At 63.6% G+C, this 23,112-nt stretch carries 22 protein-coding genes and 1 pseudogene; 14 read left to right on the top strand and 9 right to left on the bottom strand.

The window, feature by feature from the left end; all coding sequences use genetic code 11:
* Positions 1 to 31: 31 nt before the first annotated feature.
* The 7 genes from ACOZK4_RS00835 to ACOZK4_RS00805 are packed head-to-tail and all read right to left on the bottom strand — an operon-like array spanning position 32 to position 7,233.
* Positions 32 to 874, bottom strand: coding sequence for an ABC transporter permease (locus tag ACOZK4_RS00835; RefSeq protein ID WP_313524611.1), 843 nt, complete (start codon positions 872 to 874; stop codon positions 32 to 34).
* Complete coding sequence (locus ACOZK4_RS00830) at positions 867 to 1,730, bottom strand: ABC transporter permease (RefSeq protein WP_421589914.1); 864 nt, start codon at positions 1,728 to 1,730, stop codon at positions 867 to 869. Before ACOZK4_RS00830 ends, ACOZK4_RS00835 begins: the two co-directional genes overlap by 8 nt.
* Complete coding sequence (locus ACOZK4_RS00825; RefSeq protein WP_421589913.1) at positions 1,727 to 2,779, bottom strand: ABC transporter ATP-binding protein; 1,053 nt, start codon at positions 2,777 to 2,779, stop codon at positions 1,727 to 1,729. Before ACOZK4_RS00825 ends, ACOZK4_RS00830 begins: the two co-directional genes overlap by 4 nt.
* Complete coding sequence (locus ACOZK4_RS00820; RefSeq protein WP_421589912.1) at positions 2,776 to 3,903, bottom strand: ABC transporter substrate-binding protein; 1,128 nt, start codon at positions 3,901 to 3,903, stop codon at positions 2,776 to 2,778. Before ACOZK4_RS00820 ends, ACOZK4_RS00825 begins: the two co-directional genes overlap by 4 nt.
* Positions 3,904 to 3,948: 45 nt before the next feature.
* Positions 3,949 to 5,070 (bottom strand): ABC transporter substrate-binding protein, encoded by a 1,122-nt coding sequence (locus ACOZK4_RS00815; protein ID WP_313524599.1) that lies wholly within the window; start codon positions 5,068 to 5,070, stop codon positions 3,949 to 3,951.
* Positions 5,071 to 5,110: 40 nt separating this feature from the next.
* Positions 5,111 to 6,865, bottom strand: a complete 1,755-nt coding sequence (locus ACOZK4_RS00810) for a choline dehydrogenase (RefSeq protein ID WP_313524596.1) — start codon at positions 6,863 to 6,865, stop codon at positions 5,111 to 5,113.
* A gap of 8 nt (positions 6,866 to 6,873) precedes the next feature.
* Entirely contained in the window at positions 6,874 to 7,233 is a 360-nt protein-coding gene (locus ACOZK4_RS00805; protein WP_313524594.1) for a cupin domain-containing protein, read from the bottom strand.
* Positions 7,234 to 7,345: 112 nt separating this feature from the next.
* On the opposite strand from ACOZK4_RS00805, the gene ACOZK4_RS00800 reads away from it, so the two are divergent.
* Positions 7,346 to 8,392 carry a LysR family transcriptional regulator gene (locus tag ACOZK4_RS00800; protein ID WP_421589911.1) on the top strand — a complete coding sequence of 349 codons (1,047 nt, stop codon included), beginning with the start codon at positions 7,346 to 7,348 and terminating at the stop codon, positions 8,390 to 8,392.
* Here the strand turns inward: ACOZK4_RS00800 and ACOZK4_RS00795 are convergent.
* Complete coding sequence (locus ACOZK4_RS00795; protein WP_421589910.1) at positions 8,321 to 9,229, bottom strand: LysR family transcriptional regulator; 909 nt, start codon at positions 9,227 to 9,229, stop codon at positions 8,321 to 8,323. The genes ACOZK4_RS00800 and ACOZK4_RS00795 overlap by 72 nt on opposite strands.
* A gap of 75 nt (positions 9,230 to 9,304) precedes the next feature.
* Between ACOZK4_RS00795 and ACOZK4_RS00790 the strand changes: the two genes are divergently transcribed.
* The 3 genes from ACOZK4_RS00790 to ACOZK4_RS00780 are packed head-to-tail and all read left to right on the top strand — an operon-like array spanning position 9,305 to position 12,169.
* On the top strand, positions 9,305 to 10,471 hold the full coding sequence (locus ACOZK4_RS00790; protein ID WP_421589909.1) for a four-carbon acid sugar kinase family protein: 1,167 nt from the start codon (positions 9,305 to 9,307) through the stop codon (positions 10,469 to 10,471).
* Positions 10,468 to 11,466, top strand: coding sequence for a 4-hydroxythreonine-4-phosphate dehydrogenase PdxA (gene pdxA, locus ACOZK4_RS00785; RefSeq protein ID WP_421589908.1), 999 nt, complete (start codon positions 10,468 to 10,470; stop codon positions 11,464 to 11,466). Before ACOZK4_RS00790 ends, pdxA begins: the two co-directional genes overlap by 4 nt.
* 4 nt (positions 11,467 to 11,470) lie before the next feature.
* Complete coding sequence (locus tag ACOZK4_RS00780) at positions 11,471 to 12,169, top strand: 4-hydroxythreonine-4-phosphate dehydrogenase (protein ID WP_421589907.1); 699 nt, start codon at positions 11,471 to 11,473, stop codon at positions 12,167 to 12,169.
* Positions 12,170 to 12,276: 107 nt separating this feature from the next.
* Here ACOZK4_RS00780 and ACOZK4_RS00775 read toward each other — a convergent pair whose 3' ends face one another.
* Entirely contained in the window at positions 12,277 to 13,221 is a 945-nt protein-coding gene (locus ACOZK4_RS00775; protein ID WP_421589951.1) for a LysR family transcriptional regulator, read from the bottom strand.
* 124 nt (positions 13,222 to 13,345) lie between these two features.
* Here ACOZK4_RS00775 and ACOZK4_RS00770 point away from each other — a divergent pair, with 124 nt between their 5' ends.
* The 10 genes and pseudogenes from ACOZK4_RS00770 (at position 13,346) to gfa (ending at position 22,942) form a co-directional block, all read left to right on the top strand.
* Positions 13,346 to 14,392: a Rieske 2Fe-2S domain-containing protein gene (locus ACOZK4_RS00770; protein ID WP_421589906.1), complete on the top strand. Its 1,047-nt coding sequence runs from the start codon at positions 13,346 to 13,348 to the stop codon at positions 14,390 to 14,392.
* Between the two features lie 11 nt (positions 14,393 to 14,403).
* A complete protein-coding gene (locus tag ACOZK4_RS00765; RefSeq protein WP_421589905.1) occupies positions 14,404 to 15,504 on the top strand; it encodes a 2Fe-2S iron-sulfur cluster-binding protein in 1,101 nt (366 codons plus the stop codon).
* Positions 15,505 to 15,566: 62 nt separating this feature from the next.
* Positions 15,567 to 16,676, top strand: a complete 1,110-nt coding sequence (gene hisC, locus ACOZK4_RS00760) for a histidinol-phosphate transaminase (protein WP_421589904.1) — start codon at positions 15,567 to 15,569, stop codon at positions 16,674 to 16,676.
* 69 nt (positions 16,677 to 16,745) lie between these two features.
* Positions 16,746 to 17,798 (top strand): annotated as a pseudogene (locus ACOZK4_RS00755) (DUF2817 domain-containing protein); the annotation flags it as partial.
* A 150-nt stretch (positions 17,799 to 17,948) separates the two neighbouring features.
* Positions 17,949 to 18,758 carry an ABC transporter ATP-binding protein gene (locus ACOZK4_RS00750; RefSeq protein ID WP_421589950.1) on the top strand — a complete coding sequence of 270 codons (810 nt, stop codon included), beginning with the start codon at positions 17,949 to 17,951 and terminating at the stop codon, positions 18,756 to 18,758.
* 52 nt (positions 18,759 to 18,810) lie between these two features.
* Positions 18,811 to 19,608 (top strand): transporter substrate-binding domain-containing protein, encoded by a 798-nt coding sequence (locus tag ACOZK4_RS00745; protein WP_421589903.1) that lies wholly within the window; start codon positions 18,811 to 18,813, stop codon positions 19,606 to 19,608.
* Positions 19,609 to 19,686: 78 nt separating this feature from the next.
* Positions 19,687 to 20,394 carry an ABC transporter permease gene (locus ACOZK4_RS00740; RefSeq protein WP_421589902.1) on the top strand — a complete coding sequence of 236 codons (708 nt, stop codon included), beginning with the start codon at positions 19,687 to 19,689 and terminating at the stop codon, positions 20,392 to 20,394.
* Positions 20,395 to 20,397: 3 nt separating this feature from the next.
* Positions 20,398 to 21,084, top strand: a complete 687-nt coding sequence (locus ACOZK4_RS00735; RefSeq protein WP_421589901.1) for an ABC transporter permease — start codon at positions 20,398 to 20,400, stop codon at positions 21,082 to 21,084.
* 41 nt (positions 21,085 to 21,125) lie between these two features.
* Positions 21,126 to 22,253 carry an S-(hydroxymethyl)glutathione dehydrogenase/class III alcohol dehydrogenase gene (locus tag ACOZK4_RS00730; protein WP_421589900.1) on the top strand — a complete coding sequence of 376 codons (1,128 nt, stop codon included), beginning with the start codon at positions 21,126 to 21,128 and terminating at the stop codon, positions 22,251 to 22,253.
* A 116-nt stretch (positions 22,254 to 22,369) separates the two neighbouring features.
* Positions 22,370 to 22,942, top strand: a complete 573-nt coding sequence (gfa, locus tag ACOZK4_RS00725; RefSeq protein WP_421589899.1) for an S-(hydroxymethyl)glutathione synthase — start codon at positions 22,370 to 22,372, stop codon at positions 22,940 to 22,942.
* The last annotated feature ends 170 nt before the right edge of the window (positions 22,943 to 23,112 follow it).

Here is a 23,112-nt window from a genome sequence, read left to right as displayed (position 1 = left end):
CATTTGGTTGTCATGCGGGGTGGCGCGGCGGTCAGCGGGACTGCGGACGCAGCCTTGTCGTGGTGAGGATCGCGATGAGCGCCAGACCGAGGAGAACGGCGGCGGTCAGCGTCATGGAGGCGACGGCGAGTTGCGGCGTGGCGGCCGAGCGCAGCGACAGCCACATCAGAACCGGCAAAGTCTGGCTATCACGGTCCGTCAGGAAGAGCGCCATGATGAATTCATTAAGCGAAATGACGAAGGCGAAGAGCGCCGACGAGAGGATGCCGGACAGGCAGCTCGGCAAAACGACCTCGACAAAGACGCGCAGCGGCCGCGCGCCGAGATCGAAGGCGGCCTCGACAAGGCGCTGGTCAAGGGTGCGAAACACCGCCTCCATCAACAGGAAGACGAGCGGCATCGCCCAGAGCGAATGGGAAAGGATCACCAGATAGGGCGAGCCGAAGGGCGACGCGCCGAACATCTCTATCCTGCTGAAGGTCATGGCGATGCCGAGTGCGAGCACAACGCCTGGCATGAACAGCGGAACCACGATGGCAAGGTATAGCGCCGACGCGCCGAAGAACCGATGGCGGGTGAAGACCCATGCGGCGGCAACGCCGGTACAGGTGGACAGAACCATCGTGCCGGTGGCGATGAAAAGGCTGTTCGTCAGCGCGCGCACCCATTGCGGGCTGCTCGCGAACGTGACGTACCATTTCAGCGACCAGCCGGTGATGGGAAACCGCAATTGCTGACTGCCGCTGAACGACATGACGAGCGTGACGATAATCGGGATCAGGATGTAAGCAACCAGCGTGAGGCAAAAGGCAATTCCCGCAAGGCGCAGCAGGCGGCCGCCCAGCGGCGAGGAGGCACGGACAAGGCTAGACATGGAGCGACCTCTGTTCAGGTTGCAGCCAGCGAACGAGCAGGATCATCAACGATACCGCGAGGGTGAGTGCCATGGAGAGTGCTGCGGCCATCGGCCAGTGGTGCTTGCCCAGCATTTGGTCCTGGATGAAATAGCCGAGCGTCCAAAGCGTATCGGGACCGAGTGCCAGCGGCGTCGCGTAGGCGCCCATCGTCCAGATGAAGGCCTGCGCGAAGGCAGCAAGCAAGCCGACCCGCGTCTGCGGCAGGATGATCTCGGCAAAGGTCGTCCAGGGCGGGCCGCCGAGGTCGGCCGAGGCTTCGAGCGTGCGGCGATCGAGCCCGTCAAAGACGGACAGCAGGATGAAGAAACAATAGGGCAGCGTGACATAGACGAGCCCCACCAGCGCGGCGCTCTCGGTGTACATCAGGCTGATCTTGTCCTGGAAGAGCCCGGACGAAACCAGCGCATAGCTGAGCAGGCCGTTTTTGGGAAAGATCGTCCACCAGCCGAAGATCGTCGCGATTTCCGAAACCAGCATGGGAAGCAGCGCGACGCCGACGAAAAGGAGACGCCAGCGCCCCGGCCGCAACCAGACCAGCAGCGCGAAGGCATAGGCAATGGCCACCGTGGCGACGGAGGCGACGAGCGCAAGGCGCGCCGTGTTCCAGATGACCGTGAGGATCAGCGGATCGGACACCAGCCGATGATAGTTTTCGAAGGTGAAGCCGGGTAAGAAGGCGGTTTGCGGCTCGTGCTCGTTGAAACTCATGCGCGCCATGTAGAGCGCCGGAATCCCGAAGCCCGCGACGGAGAGACAGAGCGCAGGAGCCATCACAAGCCAGGCCGCCAGGCGGCTTTCGCCGGGCCGTCTCATGAGAATATCCGCATCGCCGCGGCCTCCCAGCCGAGGGTAACATCCGCACCGGGACCGAAACCCAGATCCGCATGATGATCGGCGACCAGCGCAACCTCGCCGGCAGCCAGGTGGTAGCGCCAGCTGTCGCCGAGATATTCGACGGTATCGACGCGCATTTGCAGCCGGTTGGGCGCGGCGTCCGCATCCGGCCCGAGGCGAAGGCGCGCAGGACGCAAATAGAGCCGGTGCGATCCCGGCGGCAGGCGCTCGGCGAGGGCCAAGGGAAGAGGCACACGGCCGCTGTCACGATACCCCTCCGCGTCGGCGAGGATGTCGAGACAGGAGCTTTCGCCAACGAAGCCGTGGACGAATTCCGTGCTGGCCGCGCCGTAGACGACATCCGGGCGATCGATCTGCTCGATGCGCCCACGGTTCATCACGGCTACCCGGTCGGACAGGGCCATCGCCTCGTCCTGGTCATGCGTGACGTAAACTGCGGAGAAACCGATCTGCTGGTGGAGACGGCGGATTTCCGCGCGCAGCTGCAATCGCAGCGACAGGTCCAGCGCGGAGAGCGGCTCGTCGAAGAGCAGCACGGACGGACGGACCGCAAGCGAGCGGGCAAGCGCGACGCGCTGGCGCTGGCCACCCGAGAGCTGTTCGGGATACCGATCCTCCTTGCCGGTGAGCCTTACGACATCGAGCGATTCAGCGATCCTGCGTGCGATCTCGTCGCGCGGCACGCCCCGCATCCGCAGGCCGAAGGCGATATTGTCCGCCACGGTCTTGTGCGGAAAAAGCGCACCCGACTGGAAGATCGTCGCCGTGTCGCGCAGATAAGGCGGCAGGTGCTGTGCCGGGGCGCCATTAATGCGGATTTCACCGCCATCAGGCGCCTCGAAGCCGCCGATCATCCGCAGCGTCGTCGTCTTTCCCGAGCCGGACGGGCCGAGCAGGGTCAGAAACTCGCCCTTTGCAAGCGAGAGAGTGACATCATCGACCGCGACCACCGCGGCATAAGCACGGTGGAGCCGGTCGAGTTCGAGAGCTGGTTCGGAGCGGATCATTGATCGGCCGACCGGGAGATGGACAGTTTCATGCGGCTGTCGAAGGTCGCGTAGTCGGCGGTGATCTTCTCCCAGCCCTTCATGGTGATGAGTTGGAAGCGGCCGTGAACGTCCTCATTGGTGCGCGGATAGTCCTTTGAGTGATCGGGAGCGGTGACGTCCTTGCGAGACATGAAGACCATGGATTTCGACAGGAAGCGGTCCTGCGTCTCCTTCTCCAGAAGATAGTTGGAGAAGAGATTGGCGAGATCGTTGTGCCGCGTGCCGCGGACCTTGAAGAAGCGGTCCGTCCAGCCCGAGGTGCCCTCCTTCGGCACGGCGGCGACATATTCGTCAGGGCTGTCCTGCAGGAAACCGAAGGCGTCGGAGGAATAGGTCTGCGCAGCGTCCGCCTCGCCCTGATTGAGCACGGTCGCCTGTTCCGCACCCGTCATGTACCAGCGCGCCGGGCGCAGCTTGTCGATCTCGGCAAAAAAAGGTTCAGCGCTTGCCAAAGAATACATCTCGTCGATCTTATGGCTCGCTCCCTTGGTCAATGCCGTCAGGGAGAGCGGCCAGTGCCAGGCGGAGCCATCCACAGTCACCTTCCCCGCGAGCCTTTCGTCCCACAGGAGGTTCCAGCTGTCCGGCGCGATGTCGAGCGACTTGCGCATGAGGAGCATGCAGGTGCCGATGGCGAAGGGCACGCCAAAACCCTCCGCACCCGGCCGGGTTTCGTCGAAATAGGGATAGACGGCACCCAGATTGGGAAGAGCAGCCACTTCGTTCTTGAGGAACAGACCCTGGGCGATGCCTTGGATGGACACATATTCCTCGCCTATGGTGATATCGAAAGGCGGCGTGTCTGCCGGCGCGGCCAGAATCTGCGGTACCATCTGGTCCCAGCCGCCGGTGCTTTCTACCGCAGTTCCATATTGCGCGTTGAATGGGTCGATCACGGTTTCCTTGAACACGGTCTCGTAGTTTCCGGACCATGACATGACGATCAGTTCTTCCCCCGCGAAGCTCTTCTCGGCGGAGGCGACGGATGCGCGGCCTATGATGGCCGGCGCAGCGATCAGCGCGGCGCCCGCGCCCAGAAATCTCCGGCGGGAGAGCGGGATGCTTTTGAGGTCATTGCTCATTCTGGTGTTCCCCTTTTTTAGCGATGAGCGTTTGCCGAACGGCCGCTAGCGGCCGGACGACCGGGCGATTGTCATTTTCATCCTGCTGTCGAAGGCCTGATAATCCGCGTTGATCTCGCCCCAGCCCTTCATGGTGATGAGCTGGAACATGCGATGGAGATCTTCATTCGAGCGCGGATAGTTGTGCCAATGGGCCGGCACGGCGACATCCCGGCGCGACATGAAGACCATGGATTTCGCGAGGAAGCGGTCTTGGGTTTCCTTCGCCAGAAGGTAGTTGGAAAAGAGGTCGGCGAGATCGCCGTGGCGCGTGCCGCGGACCTTCACGAACCAGTCCGTCCATGCCGATGTGCCCTCGTCCGGCACCGCGGCGATGTACTCGTCGGGACTGTCCTGCAGAAAAGTGAAGGCATCAGACGAATAGGTGAGTGCAGCATCCGCCTCGCCCTGGTTCAGCACGGCCGCCTGCTCCGCGCCGGTCATGTACCAGCGGGCGACCTTCAGCCTGTCGAGTTCGGCGAAGAAAGGTTCGGCGCTCGTCGTCGAATAGAGCGCATCGAGCTTCGCGCCCTGCTTCAGGGCCGCCACGGAAAGCGTCCACCACCAGGAGGAGCCGTCCAGTGTTGTCTTGCCCGCAAGCCTGTCCTCCCACAGAAGCGACCAACTGCTGGGAGAAAGGTCGAGGGACTTGCGCAGCATCAGCATGCAGGTGCCGCCGGCAAAGGGCACGCCGTAGTCCTCGGCTCCCGGCCGTGTTTCGGCGAAATAGGGATAAACCGCATCGAGGTTGGGAAGGGCGGCCCTGTTGTTCTTAAGCCAGATCTTCTCCGCAACACCCTGAAGCGTGATGGCCTCTTCCGTGATCGTGATGTCGAAAGGCGGATTGTCGGCCGGTGCGGCGAGGATCTGCGGCACCATCTGGTCCCAGCCGCCGACGCTTTCGACGCGGGTGCCGTATTGCGCGTTGAACGGGTCGACCACCGTCTCCTTGAAGACGGTCTCGTAATTGCCAGACCAGGGGACCACGATCAGTTCCTCGCCCGCAAAACTCGTTTTGGCCGAAGCCACGGAAGCACGCCCGATGATGGCGGGCATGGCGAACGCGAAGGCGCCGGCGCCGAGGAACTGCCGGCGCGACAATGCGGTTTTTCCTTCAATGCCCTTCATGCTTTCCTCCCTCTGTTCCTTGCGCGCGATGGCATGCACATCACATGGCGTCGGCCGGTACAGGCTCGCCGCGAGCATTTGCCAGCAGCGCCGCCGCGAGCGCGTCCCGCTCCCGCGCATAATCCCGGGTAATGGCGGCGCCCCGCTGGCGGGTGCGCCAGTGCGGATCGGCCAATAGCGGGGCATCCGTCGCCTCCGGCAGATGCCGGCCGCGGATCAGGTCGGCCATCCGCTCCGCCAGAACGAGGGTCGGCGCGTTGAGATCGCCGGCGGTCGCCTGCGGCATCAGGGAAGCATCGACCACCCGTAGTGACGCGATGCCGCGAACGCGCCCTTGCGGGTCGGTGACCGCGCCGTCGTCCGTTCCCATGCGGCAGGTGCCGCAAGGGTGATAGGCGCTTTCCAGCTTCGCCTTGAGGAAATGATCGAGCGCCTCGTCATCCTCCACCGCGGCCCCCGGCGCCAGTTCCCGGCCCCGATAGGGCGCGAAGGCCGGCTGGTCGAAAATCTCCCGCGACAGGCGGATGCAGGCGCGGAACTCGTCCCAGTCGTCGGGATGGCTCATATAGTTGAAGCGAACGCGCGGCAGGCTCTCCGGCCGCCCGTCACGCAGGCGCACCCAGCCACGGCTCTTCGAGCGCTTGGTGCCCACATGCACCTGGAAGCCATGGCCGGAGGCCAGCGTCTTGCCATCGTAGGAGATGGCGAGCGGCAGGAAATGGAACTGGATATCGGGATAGACGATGCCCGCGCGGCTACGGATATGGCCGCCTGTCTCGAAATGATTGGTCGCGCCGAGGCCGCGCTTCATCGTCAGCCACTCGATTCCGATGCGCCCCTTGCCCCAGAGGCTTTGCGTCGGAAAGAGGCTGACAGGCTGCGTGCATTCCATCTGGAGATAGAGTTCCAGGTGGTCCATCAGATTCTCGCCGACTTCCGGCAGATCAGCCACGACTGCGATGCCATGCCGGGCAAGTTCCCCCGCCGGTCCGATGCCCGAGCGCTTGAGGATCGCCGGCGACATGATCGAGCCGGCGGAAAGAATGACCTCATGCGTAGCCGTCGCGTATCGAAGTTCGCCGGCGACCATGAAATCAACGCCCGTCGCACGTCGCCCCTCCATCACGACCCGATTGACCAAGGCGCCGGTGACGATGCGGACATTGCCGCGCGCCTCGGCCGGGCGAAGATAGGCACGTGCCGCACCCATCCGCCGACCGCCGCCGACATTCATCTCCATCGGCCCGAAACCTTCGTGCTGACGCTCGTTCATGTTTGCGCTACGCGCATACCCGGCCTGGCAGCCGGCCTCCACGAAGGCGCCATAGAGGGGATTTGCCGCCGCGCCGCGCCGGACCATGACCGGACCATCGGTTCCCCGCAGCGGCCCGCCGCCTTCGACAGCCTCCAGCCGCTGGAAGTATGGCAGGACGTTCGACCAGCGCCAGCCGGATGCGCCGAACGCATCCCACAGTTCGTAGTCCATCGGATTGCCGCGAACCCAGCACATGCCGTTGATGGAGGAGGAGCCGCCGAGACCCTTGCCGCGCGGCAGGTTCACCTCGCGACCGCCAAGATGGGGCTCGGGATCGGTCTTCATGCCCCAGTTGAAGCGGGCGGTGTTCATGGGGATCGACAGAGCCGCGGGCATATCGACGAAGATCGACTTCTCGCTGCCACCCGCCTCGATGACGAGGATGCGTGTGGCGGGATCCTCCCCGAGACGGTTCGCCAGCACCGAACCGGCCGACCCCGCGCCAACGATGATATAGTCGTATCGTCCTTCGTTCAGCACGGCCGGACCTATTCGATGATCACGTAGAATTTCAGCATGTCGACCGGCTGGCGCCACACGCCCTTGAACCCCTTCGGCACGAGGAAGCTGTCCCCCTTGCGATAGGTCTCCTGGAAGTCTTCCGCCTCCAGCGAGACCTCGCCCTCCAGGACGACCATGAACTCGTCGGTCGGATAGTTCTCGTAACGCTCGGTATAGGCCGTCGACCGCCAGATACCGGCGCGGACACCCTTCTCGGGCCGCGAGAAATAGGCGTGATCAAGACCCAGCGGCTTTCCCGAAAGCAGCTCCGCATGCTCGAGCGCAAGATCGGGAAGGCCAAGCCAACCATCTGGTCCGGTTGATGAAAATCGAACGGGTTTTGGCACGGGAAGTCTCCGGAATGCAGTGGTTTCGAATGGGTCCAGACTGTGGCACCCCTCCCCCGTTGACAAGTGACAAGTTTTCCCGATTCAGTAACCTGAAGTAACGGAGAAGACGATGCGCCGGCACTATTCCCTGACCGCATTGCGCGCCTTCGAAGCCGTAGCGCGACTGAAGAGCATCTCGGCCGCAGCGCAGGAACTGCACGTGACGCGACCTGCCGTCTCCAAGCAGGTGACGCTGCTGGAAGCCGATATCGGACGCTCCCTGCTTCTGCGCGTTGGCAACGCAATCGAGCTGACGCCCGCCGGCGGCGAACTTTTCGCCGGGCTACGGCAGGGGCTTGAGATCATCTATTCGACGACGGAAGCCGTCAGCCGGCGGGCGCCGGACGAGCGGCATATCCGTGTGCTGGTCTGCCGCGACTTCGCATCAAGCTGGCTTGCCAGCCAGATCGGCACGTTCCTCGTTGCCAATCCCGGCATCTCGGTCGAGATCACCGCGGAAAGGAACGGCGTGTTCCGGCAGGATGAGGATTTCGACTTCCGTATCTTCTATGCGAACGAAGGAGCGCTTGCCTCAAAGACATTTCAGGAAAGCGTCCTCTGCCGCTGGATCGACATGCTGGTCTGCACCCCGGATTTTGCGACGAACCATCTCGGGCCTGAAAAGCTGCTCTGCGAGGCGCCCTATCTGGCTGATGCGAACTACGACATGTTCGAGGAATGGTGCGGCCTGACCGGCATCGACGCCGGCGGCGCCCGGCAACACATCACCGTCTTCAATGAAACGACGCTCTGCCTCTCCGTCGCGGCATCGGGTGGAGGGCTGACGATCGGCGACAGTTTCCTCGCCTTGCCGCCCATCCAGTCCGGCAGCTTCGTCGTGCCCTATCGGGTCGGCCTCGTCAGCGCACAGTGCTACCTTCTCTTCAAGCACAGGAACCGCCCACCGACCGTCGCGCATCGTAAGTTCGAGACCTGGCTGCGCGGCGCCATCAAGGACTACCAGTCATCGCTGCTGCAGGTTCTCGCCGACAAGGGAATCCGGATCATCGAGCGCGCCGGGCCGCCGGCGCACGAAAACGCACCCCTAGCCGCAAGAGCCGGCGAGAGGCATGCCTTCACCGGAAAGATCGGCCGCGATGGTCTCGGCAAGCCATGACCGAAACAGGGATGCCGAGGGGCTTTCCTGCGCCGCGGCGGGGCTGATCAGGCCATAACGCGATCCGTCGGGGGTAAATCCCAGCGGTGCGACGAGGCGGCCCTTGGAAACATCGTCGATCGCGAGGATCCGGGGACACATGCAGACGCCAAGCCCCGCAAGTGCGGCCTCCACCATGAGGAAATGGTGGTCGAGAAACCGCGTGGATTCCGGCCTGTCGCGATCAGGATGGGCCGACAGCCACTTTTGCCACGCGTCCGGCCGCGTCCGCGCCGCCAGGGCTACATAGTGGCCAGCCGCGAAACGCTCGGCCATATCGGGATGCATCACGGGGCCGACCGCTTCCTCGAACAGCCCCTCGACCCTCCAGTTCGCGTCGATGGAGAAATCCAGCCGCCGGATTGCCAGCGTGATATGGTCCCGGGTGAAATCGAAGGCTCCGCCGCCGACGGACAGATGCAGGTCCACCTCCGGATATTGCCCCTGGAACGCGGCGAGCCGCGGAATGAGCCAGCGCATGGCGACCGAGCGCTCGCTGGAAACGACCACGGGAGCTTCGGCACGTGTCGCGCGCAATCGAACGAGTGCCGACGAAACCATTGACAGGGCACCCGTCGCAGCGGCGGCAAGCTCCGCGCCGGCGACCGTCACCCTGATCCCGCGCCCCGAAGGCTCGATGAGCCTGATACCCGTATCGAGCGAGAGTTTCGCCACCCGGCGGCTGACGGCCCCGTGGGTGAGATTGAGCTCTTCCGCAGCGGCGCGCACGGAGCCCAGACGCGCCACCACCTCGAAGGCGCGCAGATCGTCCAGGGAGGGAAGCTCGGCTCGTTTCATTGGTGATTTTTTATCACCGATATTCGTCAGATCATATCGATTTTTTCCTGTTTCACCGTGGCCTACTGTTCACGCATGGAACAGACAATTGACAGAAGAGAACGAATTGGAATCGTCGCCGACGATCTGACGAGTGCAGCGGACGGCGCCGCCGCCTTCCTGGCGCGCGGTTATGCGCCCCTCATCTGCCGGCAGGAACACCCGGCAACCCGGGAGCTGCTGGTGTCCATCGACACCGGCAGCCGGATGCTGGACGAAGCGGCGGCCGGACAGGCGACCGGCCGGGCCGTTGCGGCACTCGCCAAACGCACTACGCTCTACAAGACGATCGATTCAACACTGCGCGGCCATATCCGGTCAGAGATCGCCGCGGCCTTCCGGGCAAGCGGCCGGAAACATCTGGTCATCGCCCCGGCCTTTCCGGCGGCCGGCCGCACCACGATAAGCGGCATCCAGCTGCTGGATGGCATGCCCGTCGCAGAGACCGCCTATGGCCGCGATCCCGTGCACCCCGCAGGCACATCGGCCATCAGGGACCTGATCGAGCCGGAACTGGGCAGGATAGTCATCGTTCCGGCCGACCTTGCCGAAGCCGAGATCGGCCGGCACATCGCGGATGCTCCGGTCGTCATCCTCGACGCGACCAGCCAAACGACGCTCAATCGCCGGGTGGCAACGCTTGCCCCGCGCGGATCCACGCTCTGGGTCGGTTCGCCCGGCATGGCGGCGGCTCTGGCGACGATCGTACCCTCGGCGCCGGCGACACATACACCCCAGGCAAATGCCCTCGCCCGTGTTCTCGTGCTCGTGGGCAGCGCAAACCCGGTCAGCCACGAGCAGTGCGGCAGGCTAGCGGCGACGGGCGTTGCGATCGCCGACCGTTCGGTGGAGATAGACACCGAGGCTTCCGTCGCCTGCCTTCGCGCGCCGCAAAACCGCTCCAGCGATCCGGCAACCGTACTGACCACGCTGATCGACGAAGCCCTGACGACGCTTTCCCGGCAACGTTACGACGCGGTCATCGCGACCGGCGGGGAAACGATGAACGCCCTGATGGAGCGGCTGTCGATCCGCAGCTTCACGCTTTTGCGCGAAATCGAGCCCGGCTTCCCGCTCGGCAGGGCGCAATTCCCCAGCGGCCGCGTCCTTCTGCTGGCCATGAAGGCCGGCGGTTTCGGCTCTGCGGAGACGCTTTGCAACGCGGCCGACACCATCCTTGATATTGGAAGGAAGCATTCATGACGACGCTGTTGAAACCTCTCGCCCTCACCATGGGCGATCCGACCGGCATAGGTCCCGAGATCATCGCAAGGACGATGCTGGAGAAACCCGAACTGCGGGCCAATCTCGTCATCGGCGATCCCAGAGCGATGTCGCGAGCCATTGCCATGCTCGGCGGCACGCTCGATCTCAATGTGGTCGAACACTCCGAAGCGCCCCTCCAGGAGGGCGCCGTGAATGTCCTCACATCCTCTACCCTCAACAAGCTTCCTCCAATGGGCACCGTCAGCGCCGAGGCGGGCAGGATGGCCTACGATGCCATCATCGCGGCCATCCGGCTTGCAAAGGCCGGCAAGGTCGCGGGGATTGTCACCGCCCCCATCCATAAAGAGGCGCTTTCCGCCGCCGGCATATCCTATCCCGGACACACCGAAATCCTGGCCGAGCATGGCGGCGGCGGGCGTGTGGCAATGATGCTGGCTAATGACGATATCCGTACCGTGCTCGTGACCATCCACTGCTCGCTTGCGGAAGCGATCCGCCGTGCGGATTTCCCCGCCCAGATGGCGGCAATCCGGCTTGCCCATCAGGGCGGCCGGGCGCTCGGCATCGAAAGGCCGCGCATCGCCGTGGCGGGCCTCAATCCCCATGCCGGCGAAGGAGGCCTTTTCGGGGACGAGGAGATCCGCATCATCCGCCCGGCGATTGCCGCCGCGCGCGCGGAAGGCATCGATGCCAGCGGCCCCTGGCCCGGCGATACGGTGTTCATGCAGGCCCGCAATGGCCGCTTCGATATCGTCGTCGCCCAGTATCACGACCAGGGGCTGATCCCGGTGAAGTATCTCGGGCTGGAAAGAGGCGTGAACATCACGCTCGGCCTGCCCTTCGTTCGCACAAGCCCGGATCACGGTACCGCGTTCGATATTGCTGGCCGGGGTATCGCAGACCCCGCAAGCCTGCAGACCGCCATCGACTATGCCCGCCGGCTGGCCGGCACCTCATCCGATCAGGAATAACGACATGGCCCATCCCGCCTTCATCTTCATGCTGACCAGCAACGACCGCACCATTCCCGATGCACTGGAACAACTCCCCGCCGTCATCGCCGCCGGTGTGCGCCATATCGGTTTCAAGGATATCGGCCTGCCCTTCGACGATCTCGCCACCCTGCAGCGCGCGATCAAGGCGGCAGGCGCAACGAGTTATCTCGAAGTCGTCTCGCTCGATCGCGAAAGCGAGCTTTCCTCCGTTCGCTCCGCACTCCGCCTCGGCGTCGATTATATGCTTGGCGGCACCCATGTCGACGACGTGCTGCCTCTGATCAAAGATACGGGCATCCGTTACTATCCCTTCCCCGGCCGGATCACCGGCCATCCGAGCATCCTTGAAGGCGCGCCCGAGGACATAGTCGCAAGCGCCCGGATGCTGGCCGCACGGGAGGGCGTTCACGGCCTGGACCTGCTTGCCTACCGCGCCGCGGTCGATGTTCCGGAACTGATTAGCGCCGTCTGCGAGGCTGTCGGAAAACCGGTGATCGTCGCCGGATCGATCGACCGCCCGGAGCGCATTCACGCGGTCATCAGCGGCAAGGCCGCCGGCTTCACGGTTGGGACCGCCGCCCTCGACGGGCGTTTCCCTGCCGCACTGCCCGGCCTCACGCACCAGCTTGTGTCGATTGCCGCAATCACGGCGCAGGCACAGCGGCTCACAGAGCTGTAAAGGCATTCCCAGGTGTCATTCGATGGTATCGCTGAATGAGTTCTTGATGAGAATCCAAATTAAGCCCCACCCGTCATGCATCGTGATTGCTGGCTCCATTCGACCCTTCAAGGCAATGACAGGACGCTAGTTAGAACGGTTGGCGCCGATTGTTGATCCTGCTGTCGAGCAATGCCAACAAGCCATTTGTGGAACCGCTGGCCGAACGGCTTTTCGAGGGCGGTCCTGTCCCAGGCCAGATAGTAGCTCTCGGACAGCTTCATGCGGATATCGAACGGCACGACGAGGCTGCCGGCGGCGATCTCGTCCTGCACCATGGAAACCTGTGCAAGAACAAACCCTCTGCCGTTAGCCGCCGCGTCGATGGCGCTGCTCGAAAGGGTGAAGGAAAGGCCGGAAAACGTTTGCCGGCCGTCGGCATCGATGAGGCTCGCCCAATCCTTCCATTGCGGCGACGCCTTGTAGTCCGCCTCCCATTCCACATTGAGCAGGGGAAACGTGAGGATGTCCTGCGGACAGCTCGGAGCCCCGCTTGCGATGAGCGCGGGCGAACAGACCGGCACGACCCAGTCCGTGAACAATGTCGCAACGTGTTCGTGGACGTGGGAACGCCGGCCGTAGGTGATGCGGAAATCCACCTCTTCCGCGCCGAGGCGGGGCTCCTGCTCCTGGCCGAGGATGCGCACGTTCGAGCCCGGACAGAGCGACTGCCAATCGAAGATCTTGCGGCTGACCCAACGGCTGGCGACCGAGGACAGGGCGCTGAGCACGATGCCGCTTTCGTTGCGTGCGCGCGTGAGGACATTGGCGGCATGGGAAAGCTGCTGAAACCCCTTCGCAACCTCGCGATAATACAGCCGTCCCCAGGACGATAGCTCCACCCGCCGACCCCGTCGTTCCAGAAGCGTCAATCCAAGACATTGCTCCAGATTGCGCACCAACTGGCTGACAGCCCCCGGCGACACGCCAAGGTCTTCCGCAGCGGCGCTCACCGAGCCGCATCGTCCAATGGCTTCAAAGGCCTGCAAGCCGCGCAAGGACGGATTCGACATCGTTACGCATTCCTCCCCCAACGCACCCCAATTTAGATTTTCTAAAATAGAACGCAGAAGCTGGCAACTTGTTGGCGCCGGGAAAACAACGAACATTCGCTTATCAAAACGCAAGGAGAGCGAGATGTTTCTCAAGAATGCCTGGTACGTCGCGGCCTGGGATCACGAGGTAAGCCGCGCGCTGAAGCCCGTCACCGTCCTCGGCGAAAACATTGTCCTCTACCGCAGGCAGGACGGTCAGGCGGCCGCCTTGGAAGATGCGTGTCCCCATCGCAAGCTGCCGCTCTCCATGGGCCGCATCAAGGGCGACGACGTGGAATGCGGCTATCACGGCCTTACCTTCGACTGTTCGGGCGCCTGCACGCGCGTTCCGGGCGCAGAGCGCATTCCCCATGTCGCCAAGGTGCGTTCCTACCCGGTCCACGAGCGCTACGGCCTGCTCTGGATATGGATGGGTGAAGCCGACAAGGCGGACCCGAAGGATATTTTCGAGGTCGAGTATTTCGACGACCCGGCGTGGGGCATCAATCGCGGCGAGTCCATGACGCTCAACTGCAACTACCTCTACATGACCGACAACCTGCTCGATCCGTCCCATGTCGCCTGGGTCCATCAGTCGTCCTTCGCAAGCTCGGCCTGCGAGGAAACGCCGCTGGAAACGACCGTGAAAGACGATGGAGTGACCGTTTGGCGCTGGATGATCGACTCCGAACCGGCGCCCTTTTATGCCCCCTTCCTGCAGTTCGAGGGCAATACGGACCGCAAGCAGCACTATGAAGTCCGCTATCCGAGCAACGCCATCATCAAGGCAATCTTCGCGCCGGCCCACACGGGCGGCGAAGGCCGCGCACTGCCGGACAACACCTTCCTCATGGACAGCTACAACTTCATGACACCGGTCGATGAGAACCGCACCAAATACTACTGGTTCCAGATGCGCAATTTCGCGCCCGACGACGCCGAGGTCTCGGCGCGCTTCGCCAAGTCCGTGCGCGGCGCCTTCGAGGAAGACCGCGTCGTGCTGGAAGCGGTCCATCAAGGGATGGCGAACAAGCAGACGCCGAACCTCGACCTGAAGATCGACGTCGGCCCGATGCGCTTCCGCCGCAAGCTGGCCCAGATGATCGCCGCCGAGGCGAAAGCCGGGCCTGCCAGCGAAGCGGCAGAGTAAGGATTGCCCGAATGCAGGACGCCGCGGCCTCGCGCTTCCGCCCCTTCGAAGTCATCGCGAAGGTGCGTGAAAGCTCTACCATCACGTCTTTCCGCCTTGCCCCTCTCGACCGGCAGCACTGGCGGCCGTTCGAGGCCGGACAGTTCCTCACGATACGGGTCCCCGACCGTGAGGGTGGCCATGTCCTGCGCAACTATACGGTCTCCTCGTCTCCGCGCGAGGAGGGCACGTACCGAATCACCGTGAAGCGTGAGGCCGCACCCTCGCAGGATGTTCCGGCGGGTGTGAGTTCGTGCTGGCTGCATGACGAGATCGAGCCTGGCGCCGTTGTCGAGATCGACCTGCCGCGCGGCGCGTTCAAGCTGGACGCGACGAGCACACGGCCCGTCGTGCTGCTTTCCGGTGGCGTCGGGCTGACGCCGACGGTCTCGATGCTCGATGTGTTGGCGCGGGAAAGCGACCGGCCCGTCTGGTTCATCCACGCCTGCGACAGCGGGGCCGTCCACGCGTTACGCGACGAGGTCGAGCAACTTGCCGCCCTCAGGCCCGGCGTTACCGTGCATTTCTGCTACCGCTTCGCAGAAAGCGCCAGCCTCGACGCGACGCGGTGCCATTCGCAAGGGTTCCTGACGCGCGCCACGCTCCAGCAGCTTCTGCCGCTCGACGATTACGACATATACATGTGCGGCCCGCCGCCCTTCATGCAGGCGCTCTACACCATCCTCATCGGTCTCGGCGTCCGCAAGGAACGCATCGCCTATGAATTCTTCGGCCCGGCAAGCCTCCTCACGGAAGCCGCGCAGACAATAGTGCAACGTGTGAAGCCGCCCGCGGCCGACAGTTCCACCGCAGGCGACGGACCCCATATCGTTCTTCAGAAATCCGGGCGCCGGCTCGCCTGGGACGGCACGAGTGAATCCATCCTCGCATTTCTGGAAGCGCAGGGCATCGAACCGGAATTCTCCTGTCGCGCGGGGGTCTGCGGAACCTGCGAACAGGGGCTCGTCTCCGGAGAAGTCGATTATTTCGAGGAACCGCTCGACGTGGTGCCGCAGGATCGAGTGCTGCTGTGCTGCACCCGGCCGAAAACATCGCTCGTGCTCGATCTGTAGCGGCTTTGAACAACAGGCCGCAGCTTGAACCAAGGGGTGCCTTGCCACCCGAAGGAGAACGCGTGACGAAACTGCTCCGAGAGGAAATTCCGCTCAATCCGCATGTCGCCGGACTGCCGCCCTACAATGCCGGCATGAACATCGCCGCCGCGCAGAAGCACAGCGGCCGGCAGGACATCGCCGCCCTTGCCAGCAACGAGAACCCGGACGGCTGCTCGCCGAAGGTCGCCGCCGCCCTCGCCGGCCTCAATCCCGCGCGGTATTGCGATCCGGCCTGCACGACGCTGCGCACGGCACTCAGCCACAAGCTCGGCGTTCCCACGGAACGCATCGTCGTCGGCAACGGCTCGGAGGAGATGATAGCTGCGGTGTGCCGCGCCATCCTTCGCCCCGACGCCACCGTCGCAACGCTCTGTCCCGGCTTCGGCCTTCACGAGATCGAGGCGCTTGCCAACGGCGCGCGGGTCGAGAAGGTCGCCATGCGGGCGGACCTCAATTTCGATATCCCCGCGATCGTGGCAATGCTTACGCGCAAACCGGCGATCTTCTTTCTCTCGTCGCCGTCCAATCCCGTCGGGCCGGCGCTCGACCGTGACGGCCTGAAGCGCATTCTCGCGGCGGTTACGCCACAAACGTTGCTCGTGCTGGACGAGGCCTATTTCGAATTCACCGACGACGAAATACCGGACGGGCTTGCCGCCCTCGCGCAGACAGACCTCTCCTGGGTGGTACTGCGGACCTTTTCCAAGGCCTATGGGCTTGCCGGCCTGCGTGTCGGCTATGCCGTGACGTCGGACCTGCGCCTGGCGCGTGCCATGACCGCCGCCAAGACGCCGTTCAACGTCAATGCCGCCGCACAGATCGCCGCCCTTGCCGCGCTGGAGGACGAAGCGTGGATGCGCACATCGGTCGCCGCATTGAAGCAGGAACGGCAGCGCGTTTCCCGGATCGTCACGGCCCTCGGCTTTCGCGTCGCCGGATCGCAGACGAATTTCCTCTTCATCGACGTCGGCTGGGACAGCCGGGCAGCGCTGGATCACTTCCTGTCGAAGGGGATCATCATCAAGCCGTGGAAGGAAGCCGGCTACGAAACCTTCATCCGTGTGACGATCGGCAGCCGCTCCGAAAACGACCGTTTCATCGAGGCGCTGACCGCTCTCGCCAAGGAGTGACACGCCGCAGCGCCACGCCAACCGAACAGGACAGAACAGGGGCCGATCAACGGCCCAAGGGAACGAACCATGAGCGCAAACGCCAGTCTGCCCAAAGCGAACCGGGAGCCACATCGCATGTCCTCATTGACGCCATCCGGTCTCTTTTCCGGCGACTATTCCGCTCTGCGCGCCCGGTTCCTCACTGCTGCGCGCGCCGCCGGGGCGAGCCTCGTCGAATATCTGCACCCGCTGCATGGCCCTGACGGTGAGCGGCTTGCGACCGATGTCGCCTATCTCGGACGCAACGATGCCCGCAAGCTCATGGTGCTGATTTCCGGCACCCACGGGGTCGAAGGTCCGTTCGGTTCGGCCTGCCAGACCGCCTGGCTCGCCCAGAACACGCCCTGGCAGCTTCCTGACGACACCGCAGTCCTCGCGATCCACCTCATCAACCCCTGGGGCACCGCATGGTCGCGCCGGGTGAATGAAGACAATGTCGACCTCAACCGCAACTTCATCGACTGGCAGAAGGCGCCGCCGAAAAACGAGCGGTATCGCGCCCTGCACGCCGCGCTCGTCTGTCCCGCCCTGGAAGGGCCGGCGCACGACGCGGCAAGGGAGGCCTATGAGGAGGCCAAGCGGCGTTCCGGCGGCTATGCCGGCCTTGCTCCGATCATCGAGGCCGGCCAATACGACTTTCCGGATGGATTGTTCTATGGCGGCGATGGTCCCGTCTGGTCCAACCGCACCCTGATCGACATCCTCACAACCTTTGCGCAGCAGGCGGCCGAAGTCGTCGTTTTCGACCTGCACACCGGTGCCGGTCCCTACGGCTATCCGGCGCTGCTGTCGGTCGCCGAAAGCGAGCATGCCGGACTGGACCGGGGACGGAGCATCTTCGGCCCCGCCCTTTCCGTCGTCGTCACCGGCGCGAATGCGACGACCGATACCGGCATTGCCGCGACGGCGACCGGCTACGTTTCGGCGGCCGTGCGGACCGCGCTGCCCAAGGCCCGCGTCCTGCCGATGGTGGTCGAGTGCGGCACGCTGGACGGCGCCACCGTTTCAGACGCGGTCCAGGCGGACAACTGGCTTCACCTGTTCGGCAAGGTCGATACGCCGCTCGGCGGCAGGATCAAGGAAACCCTGCGTGCTGCCTTCATTCCCGAGGATGCGGACTGGCAGCGCACGTGCCTTGCCGCGTCGCTGCGCCATTTCGACCGCGCCTTCGCCGATCTCAAGGCGGTTGACGGTGCCAGCCTTGAAAAACCCGTTCCGGCCGCGGCAACGGTGACCGTCGTCGCCCACCCCGACGTCAACGGCCCGCGGCTTGCCGAACGACCGGCGATCGAAGTGCACGGCATCCACAAGCGTTTCGGCAATCTCCCAGTGCTGAACGGCGTCAGCGTTTCCGCTCAGCCGGGCGAGGTCGTGTCGATGATCGGCTCCTCCGGCTCGGGGAAAAGCACGTTCCTGCGGTGCATCAACCTGCTCGAACAGCCGAACGACGGGCGGATCGTCATCGACGGCGAGGAAATCCGCATGAAGAAGACGGCGGACGGGGGTGCTGTTCCGGCCGACATGCGGCAGGTCGAGCGCATCCGCTCGCGGGTCGGCATGGTGTTCCAGAACTTCAATCTCTGGCCGCATATGACCGTGCTCGAGAACATCGTCGAGGCGCCGCTGCATGTGCTGAAGGAAGAGCGGCAGGCGGCCGTCGATCATGCCCATGCTCTGCTGAAGAAGGTCGGCCTCTCCGACAAGCACGCCCAATATCCCGGCCAGCTCTCGGGTGGCCAGCAGCAGCGCGCCGCCATCGCCCGCACGCTTGCGATGCGCCCGAAACTCATCCTGCTCGACGAACCGACCTCCGCGCTCGATCCCGAGCTGGTCGGCGAGGTGCTGCGGGTGATCCGGCAACTGGCCGAAGAAGGAAACACGATGATCCTCGTGACGCACGAAATGCAGTTCGCGCGCGAGGTCTCGCACAAGATCCTCTTCCTCCATCAGGGAAAGGTGGAGGAAGAGGGTGCCCCGGCGGAGGTTTTCACCAATCCGCGCTCCGAACGCATGCGCCAGTTCCTGGCCCGGACGTTCTGACTGCCGCCGGCCTCACCCGCCCACAACGAAGCTCAACATGGGGAACCAGAACATGAAACTGAAAAGTATGTTGCTCGCCACCGCCTTTGCCGCGTGTCTCACGACGGCGCAGGCCGCGGAAGGCGAATTGTCGATTGGAACGGAAGGCGCCTATCCGCCGTGGAGCATGGCCGATGCGGTCGGTAACGTCACCGGCTTCGACGCCGATGTCGGCAACCTGCTCTGCGCCAAGCTGGAGATGAAATGCCAGTTCGTCGTCCAGGCCTTCGACGGCCTCATTCCGGCGCTGAAGGCCAAGCGCTTCGACATCATCATCTCGGGCATGTCCATCACGGAAGACCGCAAGAAGGAGATCAACTTCTCCATCGGCTACGCCGAACTCGCCAACATGTTCGTCGCCCCGAAGACGTCCGACCTTGCCAGCATCAAGGATTTCGACAGCCTGATCAAGGCGCTCGACGGCAAGAAGGTCGGCGTGCAGGCCGGTACGACCCACGCCCACTATCTTGAGAAGAACGTGCCGAACGCCGACCTGAAGACCTATGACACGCTCGACCAGATGCAGATCGACCTGGCCAGCGGCCGCATCGATGTGGCCTTCTCCGACAAGTCGGCGCTGGATGACTTCCTCGCCAAGCCCGAGGGCAAGGATTTCCAGCTGGTCGACGTCAAGATCGCCAGCTCGTCCGATCCGACGCTTGGCGAAGGCATCGGCGTCGGCATCGCCCAGGAAAACACCGAACTGAAGGCCCGCATCGACAAGGCGCTCTGCGAACTGGTCGCCGACGGTTCGATCGGCAAGGCGAGCCAGACCTGGTTCAAGACGGACATTTCCCGCCCCTGCAAGTAACGCCGACATGGTGTCTCCCGGATATCGTCCGGGAGACATTGCCTCCGACAGGACAACAGACAGGTTTGGGCGGGTCCGATGGAATTTGGATTATGGCAGGTATGGGAGGGCGGCTGGATCGCCGCAATCCTGCGCGGCGCGGCGATCACCATCGCCGTCGGTGTCGCGAGCATGGCCTTCGGTATTGTCATCGGCATTGCCTGCGGCCTGATCAAATGGGCGCGGCTCTTCCCGCTGACGCTGGCGGTGGATTTCTACACGTCGATCGTTCGCGGCGTGCCGGAACTCCTGATCATCTATCTGCTCTTCTTTTCCTCTGTCGAATTCGTGGCGCAGGTCGCCGCCGCCTTCGGCTATGAAGGACTGGCCGGCAACGGCTATGCCTTCATCATCGCCGTCATCGCGATCGCGGCCATATCGGGCGCCTATTCCACCGAGGTCGTGCGCGGCGCGCTTGCCGCCATTCCCGGCGGTCATATCGAGGCGGCGCGGGCGCTCGGCATTCCCGGCCGGCGCATCTTCCGCCGGATCATCGCACCGCAGATGCTGAGGATTGCCGTGCCCGGCATGAACAATGTCTGGCAGACGACCATCAAGGATACAGCCCTCGTCTCCGTCGTCGGCCTGCAGGAACTGATGCGTGCGGCCTTCGTCGGCGCCGGTTCCACCCGCCATCCCTTCATTTTCTACTTGATCGCGGCTGTCGTCTATCTCGCCATCACGCTGGTCAGCCAGGGTGGTTTCGACCGGATCGAGCGCCTTCTGCGCCCCCATACGAGGACATAGGCCATGGATCTCGACCTCATCCGGCTCGCCGTGCCAACGCTCGCCAAGGGACTGTGGCTAACCGCTCTGCTGACGCTCACCTCGGTCGCCGTCGGCTTCAATCTCGGGCTTGCGCTCGCCGTCATGCGGCTGTCGAAAAACCGGTTCGTCAGCGGTTTCGCCAAGGGCTACAGCACCGTTTTCCGCGGCACGCCGCTTCTGGTTCAGCTCTTCCTCTTCTACTACGGCCTCGGCCAGATCCCCTTCGTGCGGGACAACCCTATCTTATGGTGGGTCATCGGCGATGGCGTTCATTGCGCCGTGATGGCGCTGGCGCTCAACACCGCCGCCTATACGTCGGAAATCCTGCGCGGCGGCCTCCTGTCGATCCCGGGCGGGCTGGTCGAGGCGGCGCAGGCCTGCGGCATGTCGCGGCTCCTATGCTTTCGCCGGATCACCTTTCCGCTCGCCATAAGGCAAGCCTTGCCGGCCTACGGCAACGAACTCGTGCTCGTCGTCAAGGGAACGAGCCTTGCCTCGACCATCACCGTTCTGGAAATCACCGGCCATGCAAAACGCCTGATGAGTCAGACCTATGCGATCTTGGAGGTCTTCGCCATCGCCGGCGTTCTCTACCTCCTGATCAATCTGGTGCTGATCACCCTCGTCCGGCTGCTGGAAGCCCGCCTGACGCGCTACCTGCCGCGATAGCCAAACCTCTGAAACGACGGACACTCTGGAAGGAAAAGACCATGGACGTACGCGCCGCCGTTGCCGTTCAGGCCGGAAAACCGCTTGAAATCATGACCGTACAGCTCGAAGGCCCGCGCGCCGGCGAAGTGCTGGTCGAGGTGAAGGCGACGGGCATCTGCCACACCGACGATTTCACGCTCTCGGGCGCCGACCCGGAAGGCCTGTTCCCCGCCATTCTCGGCCATGAAGGCGCGGGTATCGTCGTCGATGTCGGCCCGGGCGTCACCTCGGTCAAGAAAGGCGACCACGTCATTCCGCTCTACACGCCGGAATGCCGCGAATGTTATTCCTGCACCAGCCGCAAAACCAATCTCTGCACCTCGATCCGCGCCACCCAGGGCCAGGGTCTGATGCCCGATGGCACCTCGCGCTTCTCGATCGGCAAGGACAAGATCCACCATTACATGGGCTGCTCGACCTTCTCGAACTTCACCGTTCTGCCGGAGATCGCGCTTGCCAAGATCAATCCGGACGCGCCCTTCGACAAGGTCTGCTACATCGGCTGCGGTGTCACGACCGGCATCGGCGCCGTCATCAACACGGCCAAGGTCGAAATCGGCTCGACGGCGATCGTCTTCGGCCTCGGCGGCATCGGCCTCAACGTACTGCAGGGTCTGCGCCTTGCAGGTGCGGACATGATCATCGGCGTCGACATCAACCCCGACCGCAAGGAATGGGGCGAAAAATTCGGCATGACGCATTTCGTCAATCCCAAGGAAGTGGGCGACGACATCGTGCCCTATCTCGTCAACATGACGAAGCGGGGCAACGACCTGATCGGCGGCGCGGACTACACGTTCGACTGCACGGGCAACACCAAGGTGATGCGCCAGGCGCTGGAATCATCGCATCGCGGCTGGGGCAAATCGGTCATAATCGGCGTTGCCGGCGCGGGCCAGGAGATCTCGACGCGCCCGTTCCAGCTCGTCACCGGCCGCAACTGGATGGGCACCGCCTTCGGCGGCGCGCGCGGCCGCACCGACGTTCCCAAGATCGTCGACTGGTACATGGACGGCAAGATCCAGATCGACCCGATGATCACGCATACGATGCCGCTTGAGGACATCAACCATGGCTTCGAACTCATGCACAAGGGTGAGAGCATCCGCGGCGTCGTGGTATACTGAGGGCGGGTTCAAGACCGCCTGCACCTCGCAATCCATGCATTGCACCGCCGCGCCAACGCTGGCGGTGCCTGTTATCGGCCGCGCATACCGCGACGGCTATGAAGGAGGAGAAACCCATGCCAAGCATCGCGATACATCCGTCCGTCGATAGCGGGTTCAAAGCGACTGATGCCGCCTTTTCCGGCGGTACGCTCGTCTGCAACTGCGCAAGCAACCCGGTCAAAGTCCGCATCAAGGGCGACATTGCCCACAACCACGCCTGCGGCTGCACCAAGTGCTGGAAGCCCGAAGGCGCCGTCTTCTCGGTCGTCGCCGTCGCCTCGACGGACAATGTCGAGATCGTCGAAAACGGCGACAAGCTCGCGGTCGTCGATCCGGCCGCACTCATCCAGCGCCACGCCTGCAAGGCATGCGGCGTGCATATGTACGGCCCGGTCGAGCGTGATCATCCGTTTAAGGGCCTGTCATTCGTGCACCCGGAGCGTTTTAAGGAGCAGGGCTGGGCAAAACCTGGCTTTGCTGCCTTCGTCTCCTCGATCATCGAAAGCGGCTATGACCCGGCGCAGATGGACGGCGTTCGGACCCGGCTGCGGGAGCTCGATCTCGCGCCCTACGACTGCCTCAACCCCGCCTTGATGGACTACATCGCCACCTGGACGGCGAAGAAAAACGGCACGCTTCACGCCTAAATGCCCTGAACCTTCCAAGACCGGCCTCTCCCTCCTTCCCGATGCCATCGCCAGGATCTGTCCAATGCACCGCCTGAAACCCGAATTCACTGCCAAAATCCGAGACATCGTCGGTGAGGGAAATTTCAAGGAAGGAGAGGCGGTCACTACGATCGATTATGGCGTGGCGC

Source organism: Shinella sp. M27, assembly GCF_049199905.1.
Lineage (GTDB): Bacteria > Pseudomonadota > Alphaproteobacteria > Rhizobiales > Rhizobiaceae > Shinella.
This window is presented reverse-complemented; position numbering and strand designations above follow the sequence as displayed.

Bases quoted from the DNA above. Each gene is read 5' to 3' on its own strand.
- ACOZK4_RS00835 (WP_313524611.1), bottom strand. From the start codon at position 874: ATGTCTAGCCTTGTCCGTGCCTCCTCGCCGCTGGGCGGCCGCCTGCTG.
- ACOZK4_RS00830 (WP_421589914.1), bottom strand. From the start codon at position 1,730: ATGAGACGGCCCGGCGAAAGCCGCCTGGCGGCCTGGCTTGTGATGGCT.
- ACOZK4_RS00825 (WP_421589913.1), bottom strand. From the start codon at position 2,779: ATGATCCGCTCCGAACCAGCTCTCGAACTCGACCGGCTCCACCGTGCT.
- ACOZK4_RS00820 (WP_421589912.1), bottom strand. From the start codon at position 3,903: ATGAGCAATGACCTCAAAAGCATCCCGCTCTCCCGCCGGAGATTTCTG.
- ACOZK4_RS00815 (WP_313524599.1), bottom strand. From the start codon at position 5,070: ATGAAGGGCATTGAAGGAAAAACCGCATTGTCGCGCCGGCAGTTCCTC.
- ACOZK4_RS00800 (WP_421589911.1), top strand. From the start codon at position 7,346: ATGCGCCGGCACTATTCCCTGACCGCATTGCGCGCCTTCGAAGCCGTA.
- ACOZK4_RS00795 (WP_421589910.1), bottom strand. From the start codon at position 9,229: ATGAAACGAGCCGAGCTTCCCTCCCTGGACGATCTGCGCGCCTTCGAG.
- ACOZK4_RS00790 (WP_421589909.1), top strand. From the start codon at position 9,305: ATGGAACAGACAATTGACAGAAGAGAACGAATTGGAATCGTCGCCGAC.
- pdxA (WP_421589908.1), top strand. From the start codon at position 10,468: ATGACGACGCTGTTGAAACCTCTCGCCCTCACCATGGGCGATCCGACC.
- ACOZK4_RS00780 (WP_421589907.1), top strand. From the start codon at position 11,471: ATGGCCCATCCCGCCTTCATCTTCATGCTGACCAGCAACGACCGCACC.
- ACOZK4_RS00775 (WP_421589951.1), bottom strand. From the start codon at position 13,221: ATGTCGAATCCGTCCTTGCGCGGCTTGCAGGCCTTTGAAGCCATTGGA.
- ACOZK4_RS00770 (WP_421589906.1), top strand. From the start codon at position 13,346: ATGTTTCTCAAGAATGCCTGGTACGTCGCGGCCTGGGATCACGAGGTA.
- ACOZK4_RS00765 (WP_421589905.1), top strand. From the start codon at position 14,404: ATGCAGGACGCCGCGGCCTCGCGCTTCCGCCCCTTCGAAGTCATCGCG.
- ACOZK4_RS00745 (WP_421589903.1), top strand. From the start codon at position 18,811: ATGAAACTGAAAAGTATGTTGCTCGCCACCGCCTTTGCCGCGTGTCTC.
- ACOZK4_RS00740 (WP_421589902.1), top strand. From the start codon at position 19,687: ATGGAATTTGGATTATGGCAGGTATGGGAGGGCGGCTGGATCGCCGCA.
- ACOZK4_RS00735 (WP_421589901.1), top strand. From the start codon at position 20,398: ATGGATCTCGACCTCATCCGGCTCGCCGTGCCAACGCTCGCCAAGGGA.
- ACOZK4_RS00730 (WP_421589900.1), top strand. From the start codon at position 21,126: ATGGACGTACGCGCCGCCGTTGCCGTTCAGGCCGGAAAACCGCTTGAA.
- gfa (WP_421589899.1), top strand. From the start codon at position 22,370: ATGCCAAGCATCGCGATACATCCGTCCGTCGATAGCGGGTTCAAAGCG.